This is a genomic window from Sorangium sp. So ce362 (genome assembly GCF_051519845.1).
GTDB lineage: Bacteria > Myxococcota_A > Polyangia > Polyangiales > Polyangiaceae > Sorangium.
Genome location: NZ_CP150332.1, coordinates 7,347,924 through 7,362,857 on the forward strand (window position 1 = coordinate 7,347,924; position 14,934 = coordinate 7,362,857).

Consider the following 14,934-nt stretch of genomic DNA (forward strand, 5'->3'; position numbering starts at 1 on the left):
ATTGACCCCGATAGGGTACGCCGACAGATTTGTGAGCCACAACACAGGTTGATGGTCTCGGCCGATCTCGGGGACGGTCACGCTCCAATCTCCTGTGGGTGCGCGTGGGACATGCTCGATGTCCGAAGCCAGGCGTGCAGGTGGGGCATGCCGAGGAGAGAAACGTTGATTTCGAACAGGCTGCTTGGAGCTCTCGGCTGGGCTGCGGTGGTGCTCGGGCTCGCGGGTTGCGCCGACGAAGGCGCTCCGCCGGCAGAGGACGAGACCGCGGACCTGGCGGCCGAGTCGGGGGCTCACGGCGCGCGGGCGAGCGGCAGGACCGTATACGCCGATGTCGTCGCGCTCGATCAGGTCTACGTGTACAACCGATTCGGGTCCTTCAACCCGGCGGGGATGATCTACGCGCTTGCGCGGGATGTCGTGCCCATCCGGCCGGATGAGCCGCTCGGCCCGGGCAACGCGAGGTTGCGCCCGGGCAAGCGACCCAGGCCGCTCGTGCTGCGCGTCAACGTCGGCGACAGCCTGAAGATCAGGTTCACCAACCTGCTCGCGCCGGGCAGGCGTCCGGACGACTCTCCCAGGACAAGGAGCGCGTCCGTGCACGTCACGGGGCTCGACATCGCGAACATCGAGTCGCTCGGCGGCAACGTCGGGCGGAGCCCAGACTCCCTCGCCGAGCCCGGCGAGACGCGCGTCTACGAGCTCTTCGCCAACCGGGAGGGGACGTTCCTCATGCATAGCACCGGCGCCATGGCCGGCGGCCAGGGGAACGGCGGGCAGATCGTCCAGGGGCTGTTCGGCGCGGTCCACGTCGAGCCCCCGTGGGCGGTCGCGTACCGGTCGCAGGTCACGGCCGAGGAGCTCGCGGCCGCCTCGCTGCCCACGCCGAACCCCGACGGGACACCCAGGCTCGACTACGACGCCGTGGACGGGCACGGCGAGCCGATCCTCAGGATGATCAACGATCGCGACGAGATCGTGCACGGCGATCTCAACGCGATCATCGCCGGCTACCAGGCGAGCCAGCTGGACGGTGCGCCCCCGCTGATTCCAGGCCGCTTCCGCGAGCTCACGGTCCTGTTCCACGACGAGCTGAACGTCGTCCAGGCGTTCCCGGAGCTCGAGCAGGACGAGGCGTTCCAGGGCGTGCGCGACGGCTTCGGGATCAACTACGGCGCCTCCGGGTTCGGCTCCATTCTCCTCGCCAACCGGGCGAGGCTCGGCCCCAGCAAGGAGTGTATCGAGTGCAAGTTCGAGGAGTTCTTCCTGAGCTCCTGGCCCAACGGGGATCCGGCGATGATCGTCGAGCGGGACAGGAACCGTAACGCGATCCAGGCGCTGTTCCCCGACGACCCCTCGAACGTCCATCACGCGTACCTCGGCGACCCCGTCTGGTTCAGGAACCTCCACGCAGGGCCGAAGGAGACCCACGTCTTCCACCTGCACGCCCACCAGTGGCTACGGGCGCCGAACAACGACAACGGCAGCACGATCGACTCGCAGAGCATCGGCCCGGGCGGCGCCTTCACCTACAACATCGGCCGGGCTGGCGGCCGTGCCCTGGGCGCCGGAGACGCGATCTTCCACTGCCACCTCTATCCTCACTTCACGCAGGGTATGTGGGGGCTCCTCCGCAACCACGATGTCTTCGAGGCCGGCACGCGCGACCGGCTCCTTCCCGACGGCGAGATCAAGCACGGGACGCCCACGCCCGCCGTCGTGCCGATCCCCGAGCTCGCGATGCCGCCCATGCCGACCTACGCGTCCACCGCCGTGCAGCTCCCCGACGGCGCGATCGCGGCGCGTCCGCCCATGCCGGGGTATCCGTTCTACATCGCTGCCCTGGAAGGCCACAGGCCCCCTCAGCCACCGCTCGATCTCGCCGCCGACGGCGGGCTCCCGCGCCACGTCGTCACCAGCGTGCCGCCGGACGGCGCGGTGCTCGGCGAGCGCGGCAGGTTCGATGTGACGCTCGAGGCGGCCAACCTCAAGCTGCTCCCCCAGGAAGGGACCCCCTTCGAGCTGTCGGCCCAGGCGTTCCACTCCGGCCGGTTCCCGGGGGCGCGACCCGTCATGAGCGGTGGGTTCCCCACGAGCGTCTATCCTGCGTTCACGCCGGAGGGCGCTCTGTCGCAGTTCGCCGTCAACGGCCAGCCGCCGGCGCCGGGCGCGTTCTACACGAACCCCTGCCCGCAGGGGACACCCGAGCGCAGGTACCGCAGCGCGTTCGTCCAGATCGACGGCGTGGTCAACGGGCGCGGATGGCACGACGCCCAGATGCGCCTCATGGTCCTCGAGGACGACATCCACGCGACCCTGTCGGGCGTCAGGCCTCCTGAGCCGCTGTTCTTCCGCGCCAACTCGGGGGAATGCGTCGTCTCGGAGACGACGAACCTCATGCCCGACGCGCTGAAAGAGGACCCGTTCCAGATCTTCACGCCCACCGACATCATCGGCCAGCACATCCACCTCGTGAAGTTCGACATCACCTCCTCCGACGGCGGCGCCAACGGCTTCAACTACGAGGACGGCACGTTCGCGGCCCAGGAGGTCGTGCAGCGCATCGAGGCGGCCAACGCCGTCGGCGGCGCCCTCGCCGCCGACGGCACGCTGAGCGAGCACGGCGCGCGCGTCGCGCTGACCCCGCGGCCGCACCCGCGCATCTACAGCCCGGTGCTCGGGCTGCAGACCACCGTTCAGCGCTGGTGGGCCGATCCAATCTTGAACCAGCAGAACGTGGAGCGCACCCTCAACACCGTGCTGTCCCACGACCATTTCGGTCCCTCGTCGCACCAGCACCACGGCCTCTACCTGGCCCTCATCATCGAGCCGCGCGGCTCGGTCTGGCGCGATCCGGAGACCGGCGTCGTGTTCGGCTCGCGCGCCGACGGCGGGCCCACGAGCTTCCGCGCGGACATCCTCCCGCCGAGCGGCTCCTCGCTCGCGCCGTTCCGGGAGTTCAACCTCGCGCTCGCCGACTTTGCCCTCCTCTTCGACGAGTGCGGGCGGCCGGTGAACCCGCCGACCACGGAGGAGGCGCCGCTCCCGCTCGCGGTCGACCACCGCGACATCTTCGCCCCGGAGGTGATCTCGGCGCGCGACCCCGGCGGACAGCTCATGAACTACCGCAACGAGCCGATCCCGCTCCGCATCGCCGAGCGCGACTGCGGCACGGGGCGCGTGCGGCAGAAGCCCGGGGAGGTGGGCGAGATGCACAACGTGTTCAGCTCGCGAGTCCACGGCGACCCGTTCACGCCCCTGCTCCTCGCCAACGAGGGAGACGACATCCGGGTGCGCCTCATCCAGGGCGCGCAGGAGGAACAGCACGTCTTCTCGATTCACGGCCAGCGGTGGCTCACCGAGATCGACGATCCGGACAGCGGCTACTCGAACGGTCAGCCCATCGGCCTCTCCGAGCACTTCGCGTTCGGGCTCGGAGGATCGGGCGCCGCGCTCGGCGAGATCGGCGCCGGCGACTACCTCTACCAGAGCGCGCCCACCGACGACCTGTGGGACGGCGTCTGGGGCCTCCTCAGGGTGAGGCCGCACGGCGCGCCGGGCCTCTTGCCGCTGCCCTCGCACCCGCGCTGGATACCGCGCGCGCAGCGAGGCTTCGAGACCTGCCCGGCGAGCGCGCCGGTCACGAGGTATGTCGTCCACGCGATCACCGCGAAGGGCAACCTGCCAGACGGCCGCCTCATCTACAACAAGGTGTTCGATCTCTACGACCCCGACGCCATCCTGTTCGTCCGCGCCGAGGATCTGCCCGATCTCCGCGCCGGGCGCCGGGCCCCGGAGCCGCTCATCCTGCGCGCCGCCGCCGGCGATTGCATCCAGGTCACGCTCGTCAACGACCTGCCCTTCGAGCTGCCCAAGACGCCGCACTGGAACTACAGCCCGCCGATCGTCGACGGCTTCAACACGAACCAGGTGCGGCCCTCGAACCACGTCTCGCTCCACCCGCAGCTCGTCGCCTACGACGTCAGGACCGACGACGGCGCCAACGTCGGGTTCAACGAGGGGCAGACCGTCGCCCCCGGCGAATTCCGCCAGTACACCTGGTATGCCGGCGAGCTCTCCCAGCGAGACGGCGCGTCGGGCCCCGTCGAGCCCCGAGCCGTCGAGTACGGCGCCATCAACCTCAGGGACATGGCCGACGTCGTGAACCACGGCATGCACGGCGCCGTCGGCGCCCTCATCATCGAGCCCCAGGGCGCCGCCTGGCGCAGCGATCCGGGCACCCACGCCCAGGCGGACGTCGTGTTCACGGACGAGCATGGAGCCACGCGCTCGTTCCGGGACCTCGTGGCCGTCTACCAGGACGAGGTCGGCCTGCACTCGCGGAACCCGAGGTTCCGGTGCCTCGATCCGCGGCTCAACTGCGGCACGGCCCTCCGGAACCAGGACGGCGAGGACGACGCGGAGGACACGGGCCACGAGGCCTTCAACTACCGCACCGAGCCGTTCTGGGCGCGGCTCGGGATCAGGCCCGAGCTCGCGAGCGAGGCGCTCAATGGCCAGAACCTGCGCGATATCTTCAGCTCCCGCGTCCACGGCGACCCGGTGACGCCGATCTTCATGGCCAGCGCCGTCCAGAAGGTCCGCCTGCGCATCGTGCAGCCGTCCGGCCACCGGCGCCAGCACGCCTTCAGCCTCTGGAACACGGCGTGGCCGCACAACCCCTTCGCCGAAGGAGAGCGCTCCCGGCGCATCGGCGAGAACCGCGAAGTGCTGAACTTCGCCGTGGAGAACCCCATAGGACCCATGACTCACCGCAATATCGTCCCGTTCCTCCCGGCAGGCGGGGAGCTCCTCGTCACCGGCGACCGGCTCTACAACGAACAGTCGACCCCCATGCTCGCGAACGGGCTCTGGGGCCTCTTCCGGGTGGTGCCGTGAGGCCCTCGAGCGCTTCGCGCCGCCTCCCGCTGACCGCAGGGCTCCTCGGCGCCGTCGTGGCGCTGGCCTGCGGCCGGCGGGAGCCGCCTCCCCCACCCCCCGATCCGGCCCCGGCCCCCGTCGAGGCCCGCGGCGAAGGCGAACCAGGTCCGGACGTGAGCCGGGTCGAGCGAGAGGGGCTGTCGATCGCCTTCGAGCTCCGGCCGCTCCACGGCGCCGGAGGGCGCCCGGAGGCGCGCTCCGACGCGACGGCCGTCTTCACGATCACCGACGCTGCCACGGGCGCGCCCGCGCGCGACCTGTCGCCGCTCGCGTGGATGACGAGGCGCGCGGGCGCGCCGCCCGACGAGGCGGGGTGCCAGGAGAAGATCAAGAGCTTCATGGGCGGGCTCATGGCCGTCCGCCCTGACGTGGACATGAACGCTTACCTGCTGTGGACCCAGAACGAGGACAACACGCTGTCGGTCATCAACCCGCAGCTCGCGTTCAATCGGAGCAAGCTGCGCAGCCTCGTCACGCTCGCGGCCGGCTCCACGTCGGTCGCGCTCCACCCGGACGGGAGCCGCCTCTACGTGACGCTCCAGAACGGGCGAGGCCTCGCCGTCGTCGACACGAGGCGCAGCCTGGTGGCGGCCAACGTGCCTGTCGGCGCGGCGCCGATGCGCATCGCGGTGGCGCCGGACGGGCGCACCGTGTGGGTCGGAAACGACGGCGACGGGACGGTCAGCGTCGTCGACGCGCGCGTGGCGGAGGTGCTGAAGACGCTGCAGGTCGGCGCCGGACATCACGAGATCACCTTCTCGCACGGCGGGCGCACCGCCTGGATCACGAGCCGCGACGCCGGCGCCGTCACGGCCGTGGACACCGGCACGCTCGAGCCCGTCGCCGAGATCGAGATCGGCGAGGGGGCCGTCGCCGTCGCGGCGAGCGACGCCGCCGGCGCCGTCTACGTGGCGAACGAGGCCAAGGGCGAGGTCGTGATCCTCGACGCCGAGCGCCGCGCCGTCGCCGGCCGTATCGCGGTGAAGGCCGGCGTCAGCGCGATCCAGTTCGCGCCGGGCGGCCGCTTCGCCTTCGCGCTGAACCCCGCGAAGGGCGAGGTGTCGATCCTCGACGCCTCCGTGGGAGCGCTCGCGCACACGCTCACCGGCTTCGCGAGCCCCGACGCGATCACCTTCACGAAGACGTTCGCCTACGTGAGGAACCTCGGCGAGAGCAGGGTCTCGCTCGTCGAGCTGCCCTCCCTGGAGCGGCCCGGCAAGCCGGCGGTCGTCGAGGTCCAGGTCGGCCAGGGGGCACCCCGGACGGCGAACGGCGTCGGGAGCGCCGCGCCGTTCGCCGTCGTGCCCGACGGCAACGGCGCCATCGTCGCGAGCCCGGCCGACAAGGCCCTTTACTACTACGTCGAGGGCATGATGGCGCCGATGGGCACGCTCTCGAACTACGGGCGAGAGCCCCGCGCGGCGCTCATCGAGGATCGCTCGCTCAAGGAGGTGCAGCCCGGCGTGTACGCCACCACGGTCCGGCTCGGCGACGAGGGCGCGTACGATGTCGAGCTCCTGCTCGGCGGCCGCCGCCTCGCCGCGTGCCTCGAGGGGACCGTCGCGCCGTCGGCCGTCCCGGCCGAGGACCGCTCGCCCGGGCTCACCGTCGAGCCGCTCTTCGACGGCAGCGTCGATATCGAGGTCTCGAAGCCGGCGACGCTGCGCTTCCACGCGAGGCCGAAGGCCTCGGCGCCGCCCCTCGAAGCCAAGGAGATGAACGTCATGATCTTCCAGTTCCCGGTCGGCTTCCGAGACATCGTGCGGCCCCGCGCCGAGCCGGACGGCGCCTTCTCGGTGACGTTCACGCCCCCCGAGCCCGGCCAGTACCGCTTCCTGGTGGAGGCCGAGTCGCGCAACGCCCCGCTCGGCGCGCTGCCGTTCGTCGATCTCCACGCCGGCTCGCCCGGCGCCGCGCCGGCGGCGGGAGGCGGGCGATGAGGCGCGCCGCGCCCCTGCTGGCGGCGGCGCTCGCGCTCGCGCTGCCGTGCGCGAGCCCGGCCGCGGAGCCTGTGCCGGACCGGACCCGCGCCCGGATCGGCGCCTCGCCCGCCGGCGACGACGCCGCGGCCGCGGCGTACTTCACCGACACGGAGCTCGTCGATCAGGACGGGCGCGCGCGGCGGTTCTACACCGACCTCCTGCGCGGCCGGAAGGTCCTCATCCACTTCGCCTTCACCTCGTGCAAGGGCGCGTGCCCGACGATGGCGGCGAACCTCGCGCGCGTGCAGGCCCTGCTCGGCAAGCGCGCCGGCAAGGAGGTCGCGATCCTCACGATCACCGTCGACCCCGTGAACGACACGCCGAAGGTGCTCAAGCGGTTCGCCGCAAAGTTCAGCGCGGGCGACGGCTGGCGCTTCCTGACCGGGACCCCGGACAACGTGGAGAAGGTCCTCGGGCGCCTCGGCGGGCTCACGAAGAAGCCGGACGAGCACACCTCGACGCTGCTCATCGGCGACGTGACGACCGGCATGTGGCTGAAGACGCTCGCCACCGAGCGCCCCGAGACGATCGTGCAGCTCGTGGATCACATCAACGACAAGCCGTGAGGTGCATGTGGGTCATCTCGTGACGAAGCGGCGGCGCCGCGCCCTCGCCGCCGCGCTCTCGGCGCTCGGCCTCGCCGCCGCGCTGAAGGGCGCCGCGGCCGTCCGCGACGCGCCCGCGCCCGCCCCCGACGACGCGGCCTCGTGCGCCGAGCTCAGCCCGGCGGCGCTCCGCGGCAGGCGCATCTTCCACCACGGGGCCCTCGCCTCGGGGGAGCCGGTCGAGGGGCGCCTCGGCGCGAGCGGCGCCGCGCTGCACGGCAAGGCGGCGGCGTGCGCCGGCTGCCACGGCCGGAGCGGCGACGGCACGTCGGAGGGCGGCGTCGCGGCGCCGCCGCTCACCCCCGAGCAGCTCTTCGCGGCCGATCGCGCGGGGGGCGCCTACACCGCAGAGACGCTCGCGTCCGCCGTTCGCGACGGGAGGGCGCCGGCGGCGCGGGACCTTTACCTCGTCATGCCGCGCTACCGGCTCGACCGCGCGCAGCTCGACGATCTCTTCGCTTACCTGCGCTGCGTCGGCCGCGACGCCGATCCGGGCGTCTCGCTGGAGGCGCTCCGGCTCGGCGCCGCGCTCCCGCTCACCGGGCGCTTCGCGGCGGCGGGCGCCGCGGCCCGCGACGTGCTCGCCGCGGCGTTCGCGGAGGTGAACGCGCAGGGCGGCGTGTTCCGGCGGCGGCTCGAGCTCGTTGTGGCCGACAGCGAGGACACCCTCGACGGCGCGGCCGCGACCTCGCGCCTCCTCGACCAGCGGGTCTTCGCGCTGGTCGGCAGCGTGTGGAGCGGCGACGGCGACGCGGCGGCGCGCCTCGCCGCCGACGAGGTGCCGCTCGTCGGACCGCTCGGGTCCGGGCTCCCCGCCTCGGACCCGGGCGATGGCGTCGTGTTCCATCTCCAGCCCGGCCTCGACACGCTCGCGCGCGTCGCCGTCGCGCACCTCGCCGGCGCCCCTGCGCCCTCCGGCGCCGGGGCCCTGCTCGTCGTCCATCCGGCGGGCCCGCGCGGGGACGCCTTCCTCCGCGGGGCGCGCTCCGAGGCGCTGCGGCGCGGCCTCCCTGCCCCTGTCTCGCTCCCCTTCGAGCCCGGCCGCTTCGACGCCGCCGCGGCGACCGACGCCGCGGCGCGGCTGCGGCCGCGGGCCGTCCTGCTCGTCGGCGAGGGAGACGAGCTCTCCCGGTGGCTCGCGGCGCCGTCGCCCTCGGCGAGCCCGCGCCCCGCCCTCTACGCGCCCGCTTTCCTGATGCCGCGCGATCCCGGGTCGCTCCGGCTCGCCGCCGCCGCGCGGCTCCTGCTCGTCCATGCGAGCCCCGCCGACGACGCCGAGCGGCTCGATCTGCTCTCGCTCGCCTCGTTCCTCGAGCGCCACCGCATCCCGCCGCGGCACACCGCCTTCCAGGCGAGCGCGTACGCCGCCGCCCGCGTCCTCGTCGAGGCGCTCAAGCGCGCCGGCGCCCACCTCACCCGGCCCGGCCTCGTCGCGGCGCTCGAGGGGCTCCGGGGCTTCGATCCCGGCCCCGGTCCGGCGATCACCTTCGGGAGGAACCGGCGCGTCGGCGCGTACGGGGCGAGCCTCACCGGCGTCGATCCGGCGTCGAACGACGTCTCGCCCGTGTCCGCGTGGGTCGAGGTGGTCCCCTGACGCCGACGCCGCCTGTCGGCTAGGCGCGAAGGCTGGAACGGAGTAGGTTCCGGGCATGGCCGGATACCGCAGTCGTACATCCACCCAGGGACGCAACATGGCAGGGGCGCGCGCGCTATGGCGCGCCACCGGCATGAAGGACGCGGACTTCGAGAAGCCGATCGTCGCGATTGCCAACAGCTTCACGCAGTTCGTTCCGGGGCACGTCCACCTCCACGACGTGGGGCAGCGGGCGAAGAAGGTCATCGACGCCTCGGGCGGGTGGGGCGTCGAGTTCAACACGATCGCGATCGACGACGGCATCGCGATGGGCCACGCCGGCATGCTGTACTCGCTGCCGAGCCGGGAGCTCATCGCCGACAGCGTCGAGTACATGGTCAATGCGCACTGCGCCGACGCGCTGCTCTGCATCTCGAACTGCGACAAGATCACGCCCGGCATGCTGCTCGCGGCCATGCGGCTCAACGTCCCGACCGTCTTCGTCTCCGGCGGTCCGATGGAGGCGGGCAAGCTCGTCGGGACGCACGACCGCGACGGCAAGCCGCTCGTCCGCAAGCTCGACCTCATCGATCCGATGATCGCCGCGAGCGACGAGAAGGTGAGCGACGCGGATCTCGCCGCGATGGAGCGGTCCGCGTGCCCGACCTGCGGCTCGTGCTCCGGCATGTTCACGGCGAACAGCATGAACTGCCTCAACGAGGCGCTCGGGCTGGCGCTGCCCGGCAACGGCACGCTGCTCGCGACGCACGCGGCGCGCTGGGGGCTCTTCGAGGCGGCGTCGAAGCGCGTCGTCGAGCTCGCGCAGAGGTACTATGTCGACGGGGACGCCTCGGTGCTGCCGCGGAGCATCGCGACGTTCGAGGCGTTCGAGAACGCGATGGCGCTCGACATCGCGATGGGCGGCTCGACGAACACGGTGCTCCACCTCCTGGCGATCGCCCGCGAGGCGCAGGTGGACTTCAAGATGGCGGACATCGACCGGATGTCGCGCAAGGTGCCCAACATCTGCAAGGTGGCGCCGTCGTCGCACTACCACGTCGAGGACGTGCACCGCGCGGGCGGCGTGCTGACGATCGTCGGGGAGCTCGACCGCGCGGGGCTCATCCACCGGCAGGTCGGCACGGTGCACGCGCGCACGCTGGGCGAGGCGATCGACGAGAACGACCTCCGTCGCCCCACGGCGGCGGCGGCCGCGAAGAAGCGCTCGCTCGCCGCGCCGGGCGGCGTCCCGACCACGGTCGCGTTCTCGCAGGACAAGTACTTCGCCGACACCGACGACGACGCCCAGAAGGGGTGCATCCGCGACGTCGATCACGCGTACAGCCGCGAGGGCGGCCTCGCCGTGCTCTACGGCAACATCGCGGCGGACGGCTGCATCGTGAAGACCGCGGGCGTCGATCCCGAGATCTGGAAGTTCGAGGGGCCTGCGCGGGTGTTCCAGTCGCAGGAGGCGGCGTGCGACGCGATCTGGGACAACCAGGTCGGCTCGGGCGACGTGGTCGTCATCGTCTACGAGGGCCCGAAGGGCGGCCCCGGCATGCAGGAGATGCTCTATCCGACGTCGTTCCTGAAGGGGAAGGGCCTCGGCAAGGCGTGCGCCCTCATCACGGACGGCCGGTTCAGCGGCGGGACCTCGGGCCTGAGCATCGGGCACGTCTCGCCCGAGGCGGCCGAAGGCGGGACCATCGGGCTCATCGAGGAGGGCGATCGCATCCGGATCGACATCCCCGCCCGGACCATCGATGTCCTCGTCAGCGACGCGGAGCTCGAGCGCCGCCGCCGCGCCGTCGAGGCGCGGGGCGCCGATGCGTTCAAGCCGAACCGTGACCGGAAGGTCTCCCCTGCCCTGCGGGCCTACGCGCTCATGGCCACGAGCGCCGCCAACGGCGCTGTCCGCGACGTCAGCCAGATCGAGCCCGGCCGGCGCGCAGGCGACGCCGCCGCCCAGCGCAAGTAGCCGAGCCCGGTGCTGTCGAGTCGCCGCGTCCGCGTCGATCCACCACCGACGCGACGACGCGGCCCGCCGGGTGACGTATCATGGCGTACATGAGACAATTGGTGCTCCTCGTGTCCGTCTCTCTCGTGTCGGGTTGCAGCCCGATCATCCGTGATTTCTCCGGTGACCACGGGGCCGGGAGCGGCGGAAGTGGGTCCGAGGGCAGCGGCGGCGACGGCGGCGTCAGCAGCACCAGCACCAGCAGCAGCACCACCGGCAGCGGCGGCGGCGGTGACGGCGGCGGCGCGACGGGCACCTGCGTCGACCCGGTGGAGGACTGCCCGCCGGCGCAGAGCGCCTGCATCGAGGTGGCGTGCGGCGAGGGCATGTGCGCGGAGCTGCCGCGGCCGGCGCGGACGCCCTGTGGATCGGACGGCGGCGCCGCGTGCGATGGCGCCGGGGCCTGCGTCCTGTGCGAGGGCGGCACGGCGTGCGGCGAGTGCGGGGAGCCGGGTTGCCCGAACACGTGCGGCTCGCCGGACGTGCTGGCGATGCCTCGGAGCTGCGCCGGCGGCGGGCCGGGCGCCGGGGACAGCTGCGGTCCCGGCGAGGCGAGCTGCTGCGGCAACAGACTGGTCCCCTGCGGCACGTACCTGATGAGCTACGACGGTGAATCGAGCACGGATGACTCGTTCCCTGCGGCCGTCAGCGATTTCCGCCTCGACAGGTTCGAGATCACGGTGGGGCGATTCCGGGCGTTCGTGGAAGCCGGGCGGGGCGTGCAGGAGAGCCCGCCCGCGATCGGGGCTGGCCGTCACCCTCACGTCGACGGCAGCGGGTGGATCGCCGGATGGAACCAGCGGCTCGCGCCGAACACCGCGATGCTGAGATCGGCGCTGCAATGCAATGGTGATCGCCTGTGGACATGGACCGACGAGCCGGGAGCGAACGAGGAGCTCCCGATCAATTGCATCACCTGGTTCGAGGCCTTCGCGTTCTGCTCGTGGGACGGCGGCCGCCTGCCCTCCGAGGCGGAGTGGAACTACGCGGCCGCTGGGGGCGACGAGCAAAGGCCGTATCCCTGGGGCTCCGGGATCGACGGCGCGCGCGCCGCCTATGGGTGCACCGGCGACGGGAGCGCCGCGGGAGATTGCGCGCTGAGCGACATCCTGCCGGTGGGGTCGAAGCCGACCGGAGACGGGCGATGGGGGCACTCGGACCTGGCCGGCAACCTGTGGGAGTGGACGATGGACTGGTGGCGCGACGCGCTCCCCACGTCGTGCATCGACTGCGTGCATCGCGTGGACGGCGAGCGCGACGCGACGCGGGTCACGCGCGGCGGGAGCTACCGTGCGCCGGCGTCGGACCTGCGCGCGGGCAACCGCGATTACAGCTACCCCTTCGACCGGGTCAACAACATCGGCGCCCGCTGCGCGCGGGACCTGTAGCTCCGCGGAGCGCCGCGCTCGCCTCGCTGCCTGCGCGCCCGCCGCGCTCGCCTCGCCCACCGGCGCGAGCGCGCCGCGATCACGGGCCCCTTTCGCCGGCCGCGGCGGCCTCCTCGGGCCAGGCGTTCTCGGAGACGAGCTCCGGGAGCGGGCGCCGCGCTGCCCAGCCGCACGCCTCGAGCATGGGGCGATCGTAGAACGCCCCCACGTGACCGACGCACAGGATGGCGAGCGGCCTGCTGCCCGGCGGCATGCCGAGCAGCGCGGCCAGCCCTTCCGGCTCGAAGAGCGATACCCATCCCACGCCGAGCCCCTCCGCGCGCGCCGCGAGCCACAGGTTCTGGATGGCCGCGGCCACCGAGGCGACATCCATCTCGGGCAGCGTGCGGCGGCCGAACACGTGCGCCTCGCGCCCCGCCATGAGGCCGGCGACGAGCAGCTCGCCGCACTCCAGGATGCCCTCGACCTTGAGGCGCATGAACTCGTCCTCGCGCTCCCCGAGCGCGCGCGCCGTGGCGAGGCGCTCCGCCTCGACGAGCGCGTGGATGTCGCGCCGGAGCTCCGGCGCCGTGATCCGCACGAACCGCCAGGGCTGCATCATGCCCACGCTCGGCGCGGCGTGCGCGGCCGCGAGCAGCCTGGCGAGCGCGTCGGGGTCCACCGGCTCGGGCAGGAAGTGGCGCATGTCGCGCCGCTCGTGGATGGCGCGATACACGGCGGCGATCTCCGGATCGTTGAAGCGGTGGCTCGACATGGTCCCTCGCGCCGCGCGCCGAGCCGCGGGACCGCGGGACCGCGGCGAGCCCGGCGCTGCGGACCGGGACTGCGTAGCACCGTCCGTGCGCGGCCGCGTCAGCGCGCGCGAGGCGCAGACCACCGCGGCCGCGCGGCGCCGTCCGGGGCGCGGCGCGCGGCGGCGCGGGACGGCTGACCGCTCGGCTTCGATCGCCGGGCGCGGCGTGCGATCTCGACGCAGGGGAGCAGCGTGCTAGAGCGCGCGGCCGTGGAGTCATCGATGAGACAGGCACCGGCGCGGCACATCACCGTCGTGGGCGCAGGGGTGATCGGGTTGACCACGGCGGTCGTCCTCCAGCGCGACGGGCACCGCGTGCAGGTGATCGCGGCGGAGCGCGGCGAGCGCACGACGTCCGCTGTCGCGGCCGCGCTGTGGCACCCGTTCGCGGCGGACCCGCCCGAGCGCGTCAACGCCTGGTCGCGGGCGAGCCTCGATGAGCTCACGCGCATCGCAGGGGAGCACCCCGAGGCGGGCGTGGATCTCCTGACCACGCGCGAGGCGTCGGACCGCACGCAGCTGCCCTGGTGGGCCCCGAGCGCCCCGGACCTCGCGCTCGAGCCTGGGCCGCACCCGCTGGGCGCGCCGTACAGCTTCCGGTTCACGGCGCCGCGCATCGAGCCGTCGCTGCACCTGCCCTGGCTGGAGTCGCAGCTCCACAGCCCGGTGCGCATCGAGCGCGTGCAATCGCTCGCCGAGGTCGAGGGCGACGACGTCGTGAATTGCACCGGGCTCGGGGCGCGCGCCCTCACCGGCGACGGCGAGCTCCTCGCCCTTTACGGCCAGGTAGCCCTCGTCGAGCCAGGCGAGATCCCCCTAGATGTCGCACTGGGTGACGAAAGGGACGAATCCGCGCTCGTCTATGTCGTCCCGCGGCGTCGCGAGATCGTGATTGGCGGCTGTGTCATTCCGTCCCCCGACGACCGCCCGCTGACGCCCGACCCCGAGCGTACTGACGCAATGCTCCAGCGGGTGCGCGCGGCCGGTCTTCGACCAGGCCGCTTGCTCGGAGCGCGCGCCGGCCTGCGCCCGTATCGGAGCGCCGTGCGGCTCGAGCGCGAAGGCCGCGTGATCCACAATTACGGCCACGGTGGCGCGGGGTACACGCTGGCGTGGGGTTGTGCCAGCGAGGTGAGCGCGATGCTGCGGCACGTCTAGAAGGAAAAGCGAAACAAACGGCTCCCCTGCACGTTTTCGACGGTGTCGGCATGCTCAGCGCCACGCCTCCGGGCCGGCTCCGCACAGGCAGCCAAGCCGCGCGCTCCGCTCACGTGGCCAGCCACAACGGCGGCGAGAACCACGGCCACCGCGACCTCTGTGAAAGCCGCCCAGCAGAAGAGTCCGCTTCTGGAATCCAGCCAACCAGAAGCCCAACGCATTGCTCCGAAAGTCTCGTTGTGCTCCTGTTGCGAGGCTGCTAGATTGGATTCGTGCTCGTCTGCGAGCAACTCCCGCCTTCTCTCGCAGCGGAAACGCCCATGGCGCTCCCTGTTCATTCGAGAGAATGGCCGTGGAGGACCTCGCTCTGGAGATCGCCGGCCGCTGACGACCTCTCGGTGCGATCCCTGGAGCGCGGTCCCGAGTGGTCGAACGTTCGCTTGCGCTCGATCCGGCGTCCATCGTCCGCTGTCACAA

General features: G+C 72.4%; 8 protein-coding genes. 7 read left to right on the top strand and 1 reads right to left on the bottom strand.

Annotated elements, in window-relative coordinates:
- Positions 1 to 165: 165 nt before the first annotated feature.
- From WMF17_RS27960 to WMF17_RS27985, 6 genes are all read left to right on the top strand, one after another.
- Positions 166 to 4,899, top strand: coding sequence for a copper oxidase (locus WMF17_RS27960; RefSeq protein ID WP_437644146.1), 4,734 nt, complete (start codon positions 166 to 168; stop codon positions 4,897 to 4,899).
- Positions 4,896 to 6,881, top strand: coding sequence for a YncE family protein (locus WMF17_RS27965; protein ID WP_437644147.1), 1,986 nt, complete (start codon positions 4,896 to 4,898; stop codon positions 6,879 to 6,881). The genes WMF17_RS27960 and WMF17_RS27965 overlap by 4 nt, the downstream gene beginning before the upstream one ends.
- Positions 6,878 to 7,489 carry an SCO family protein gene (locus WMF17_RS27970; RefSeq protein WP_437644148.1) on the top strand — a complete coding sequence of 204 codons (612 nt, stop codon included), beginning with the start codon at positions 6,878 to 6,880 and terminating at the stop codon, positions 7,487 to 7,489. The genes WMF17_RS27965 and WMF17_RS27970 overlap by 4 nt, the downstream gene beginning before the upstream one ends.
- Before the next feature lie 19 nt (positions 7,490 to 7,508).
- Positions 7,509 to 9,122, top strand: coding sequence for a cytochrome c/ABC transporter substrate-binding protein (locus WMF17_RS27975; RefSeq protein ID WP_437644149.1), 1,614 nt, complete (start codon positions 7,509 to 7,511; stop codon positions 9,120 to 9,122).
- Between the two features lie 55 nt (positions 9,123 to 9,177).
- Positions 9,178 to 11,079 (top strand): dihydroxy-acid dehydratase, encoded by a 1,902-nt coding sequence (ilvD, locus tag WMF17_RS27980; RefSeq protein WP_437596217.1) that lies wholly within the window; start codon positions 9,178 to 9,180, stop codon positions 11,077 to 11,079.
- Between the two features lie 89 nt (positions 11,080 to 11,168).
- Entirely contained in the window at positions 11,169 to 12,506 is a 1,338-nt protein-coding gene (locus tag WMF17_RS27985) for a formylglycine-generating enzyme family protein (protein ID WP_437644150.1), read from the top strand.
- Positions 12,507 to 12,585: 79 nt separating this feature from the next.
- Here WMF17_RS27985 and bluB read toward each other — a convergent pair whose 3' ends face one another.
- Complete coding sequence (bluB, locus tag WMF17_RS27990; protein WP_437596219.1) at positions 12,586 to 13,260, bottom strand: 5,6-dimethylbenzimidazole synthase; 675 nt, start codon at positions 13,258 to 13,260, stop codon at positions 12,586 to 12,588.
- Between the two features lie 261 nt (positions 13,261 to 13,521).
- Here bluB and WMF17_RS27995 point away from each other — a divergent pair, with 261 nt between their 5' ends.
- On the top strand, positions 13,522 to 14,457 hold the full coding sequence (locus tag WMF17_RS27995) for an FAD-dependent oxidoreductase (RefSeq protein ID WP_437644151.1): 936 nt from the start codon (positions 13,522 to 13,524) through the stop codon (positions 14,455 to 14,457).
- Positions 14,458 to 14,934: the final 477 nt, after the last annotated feature.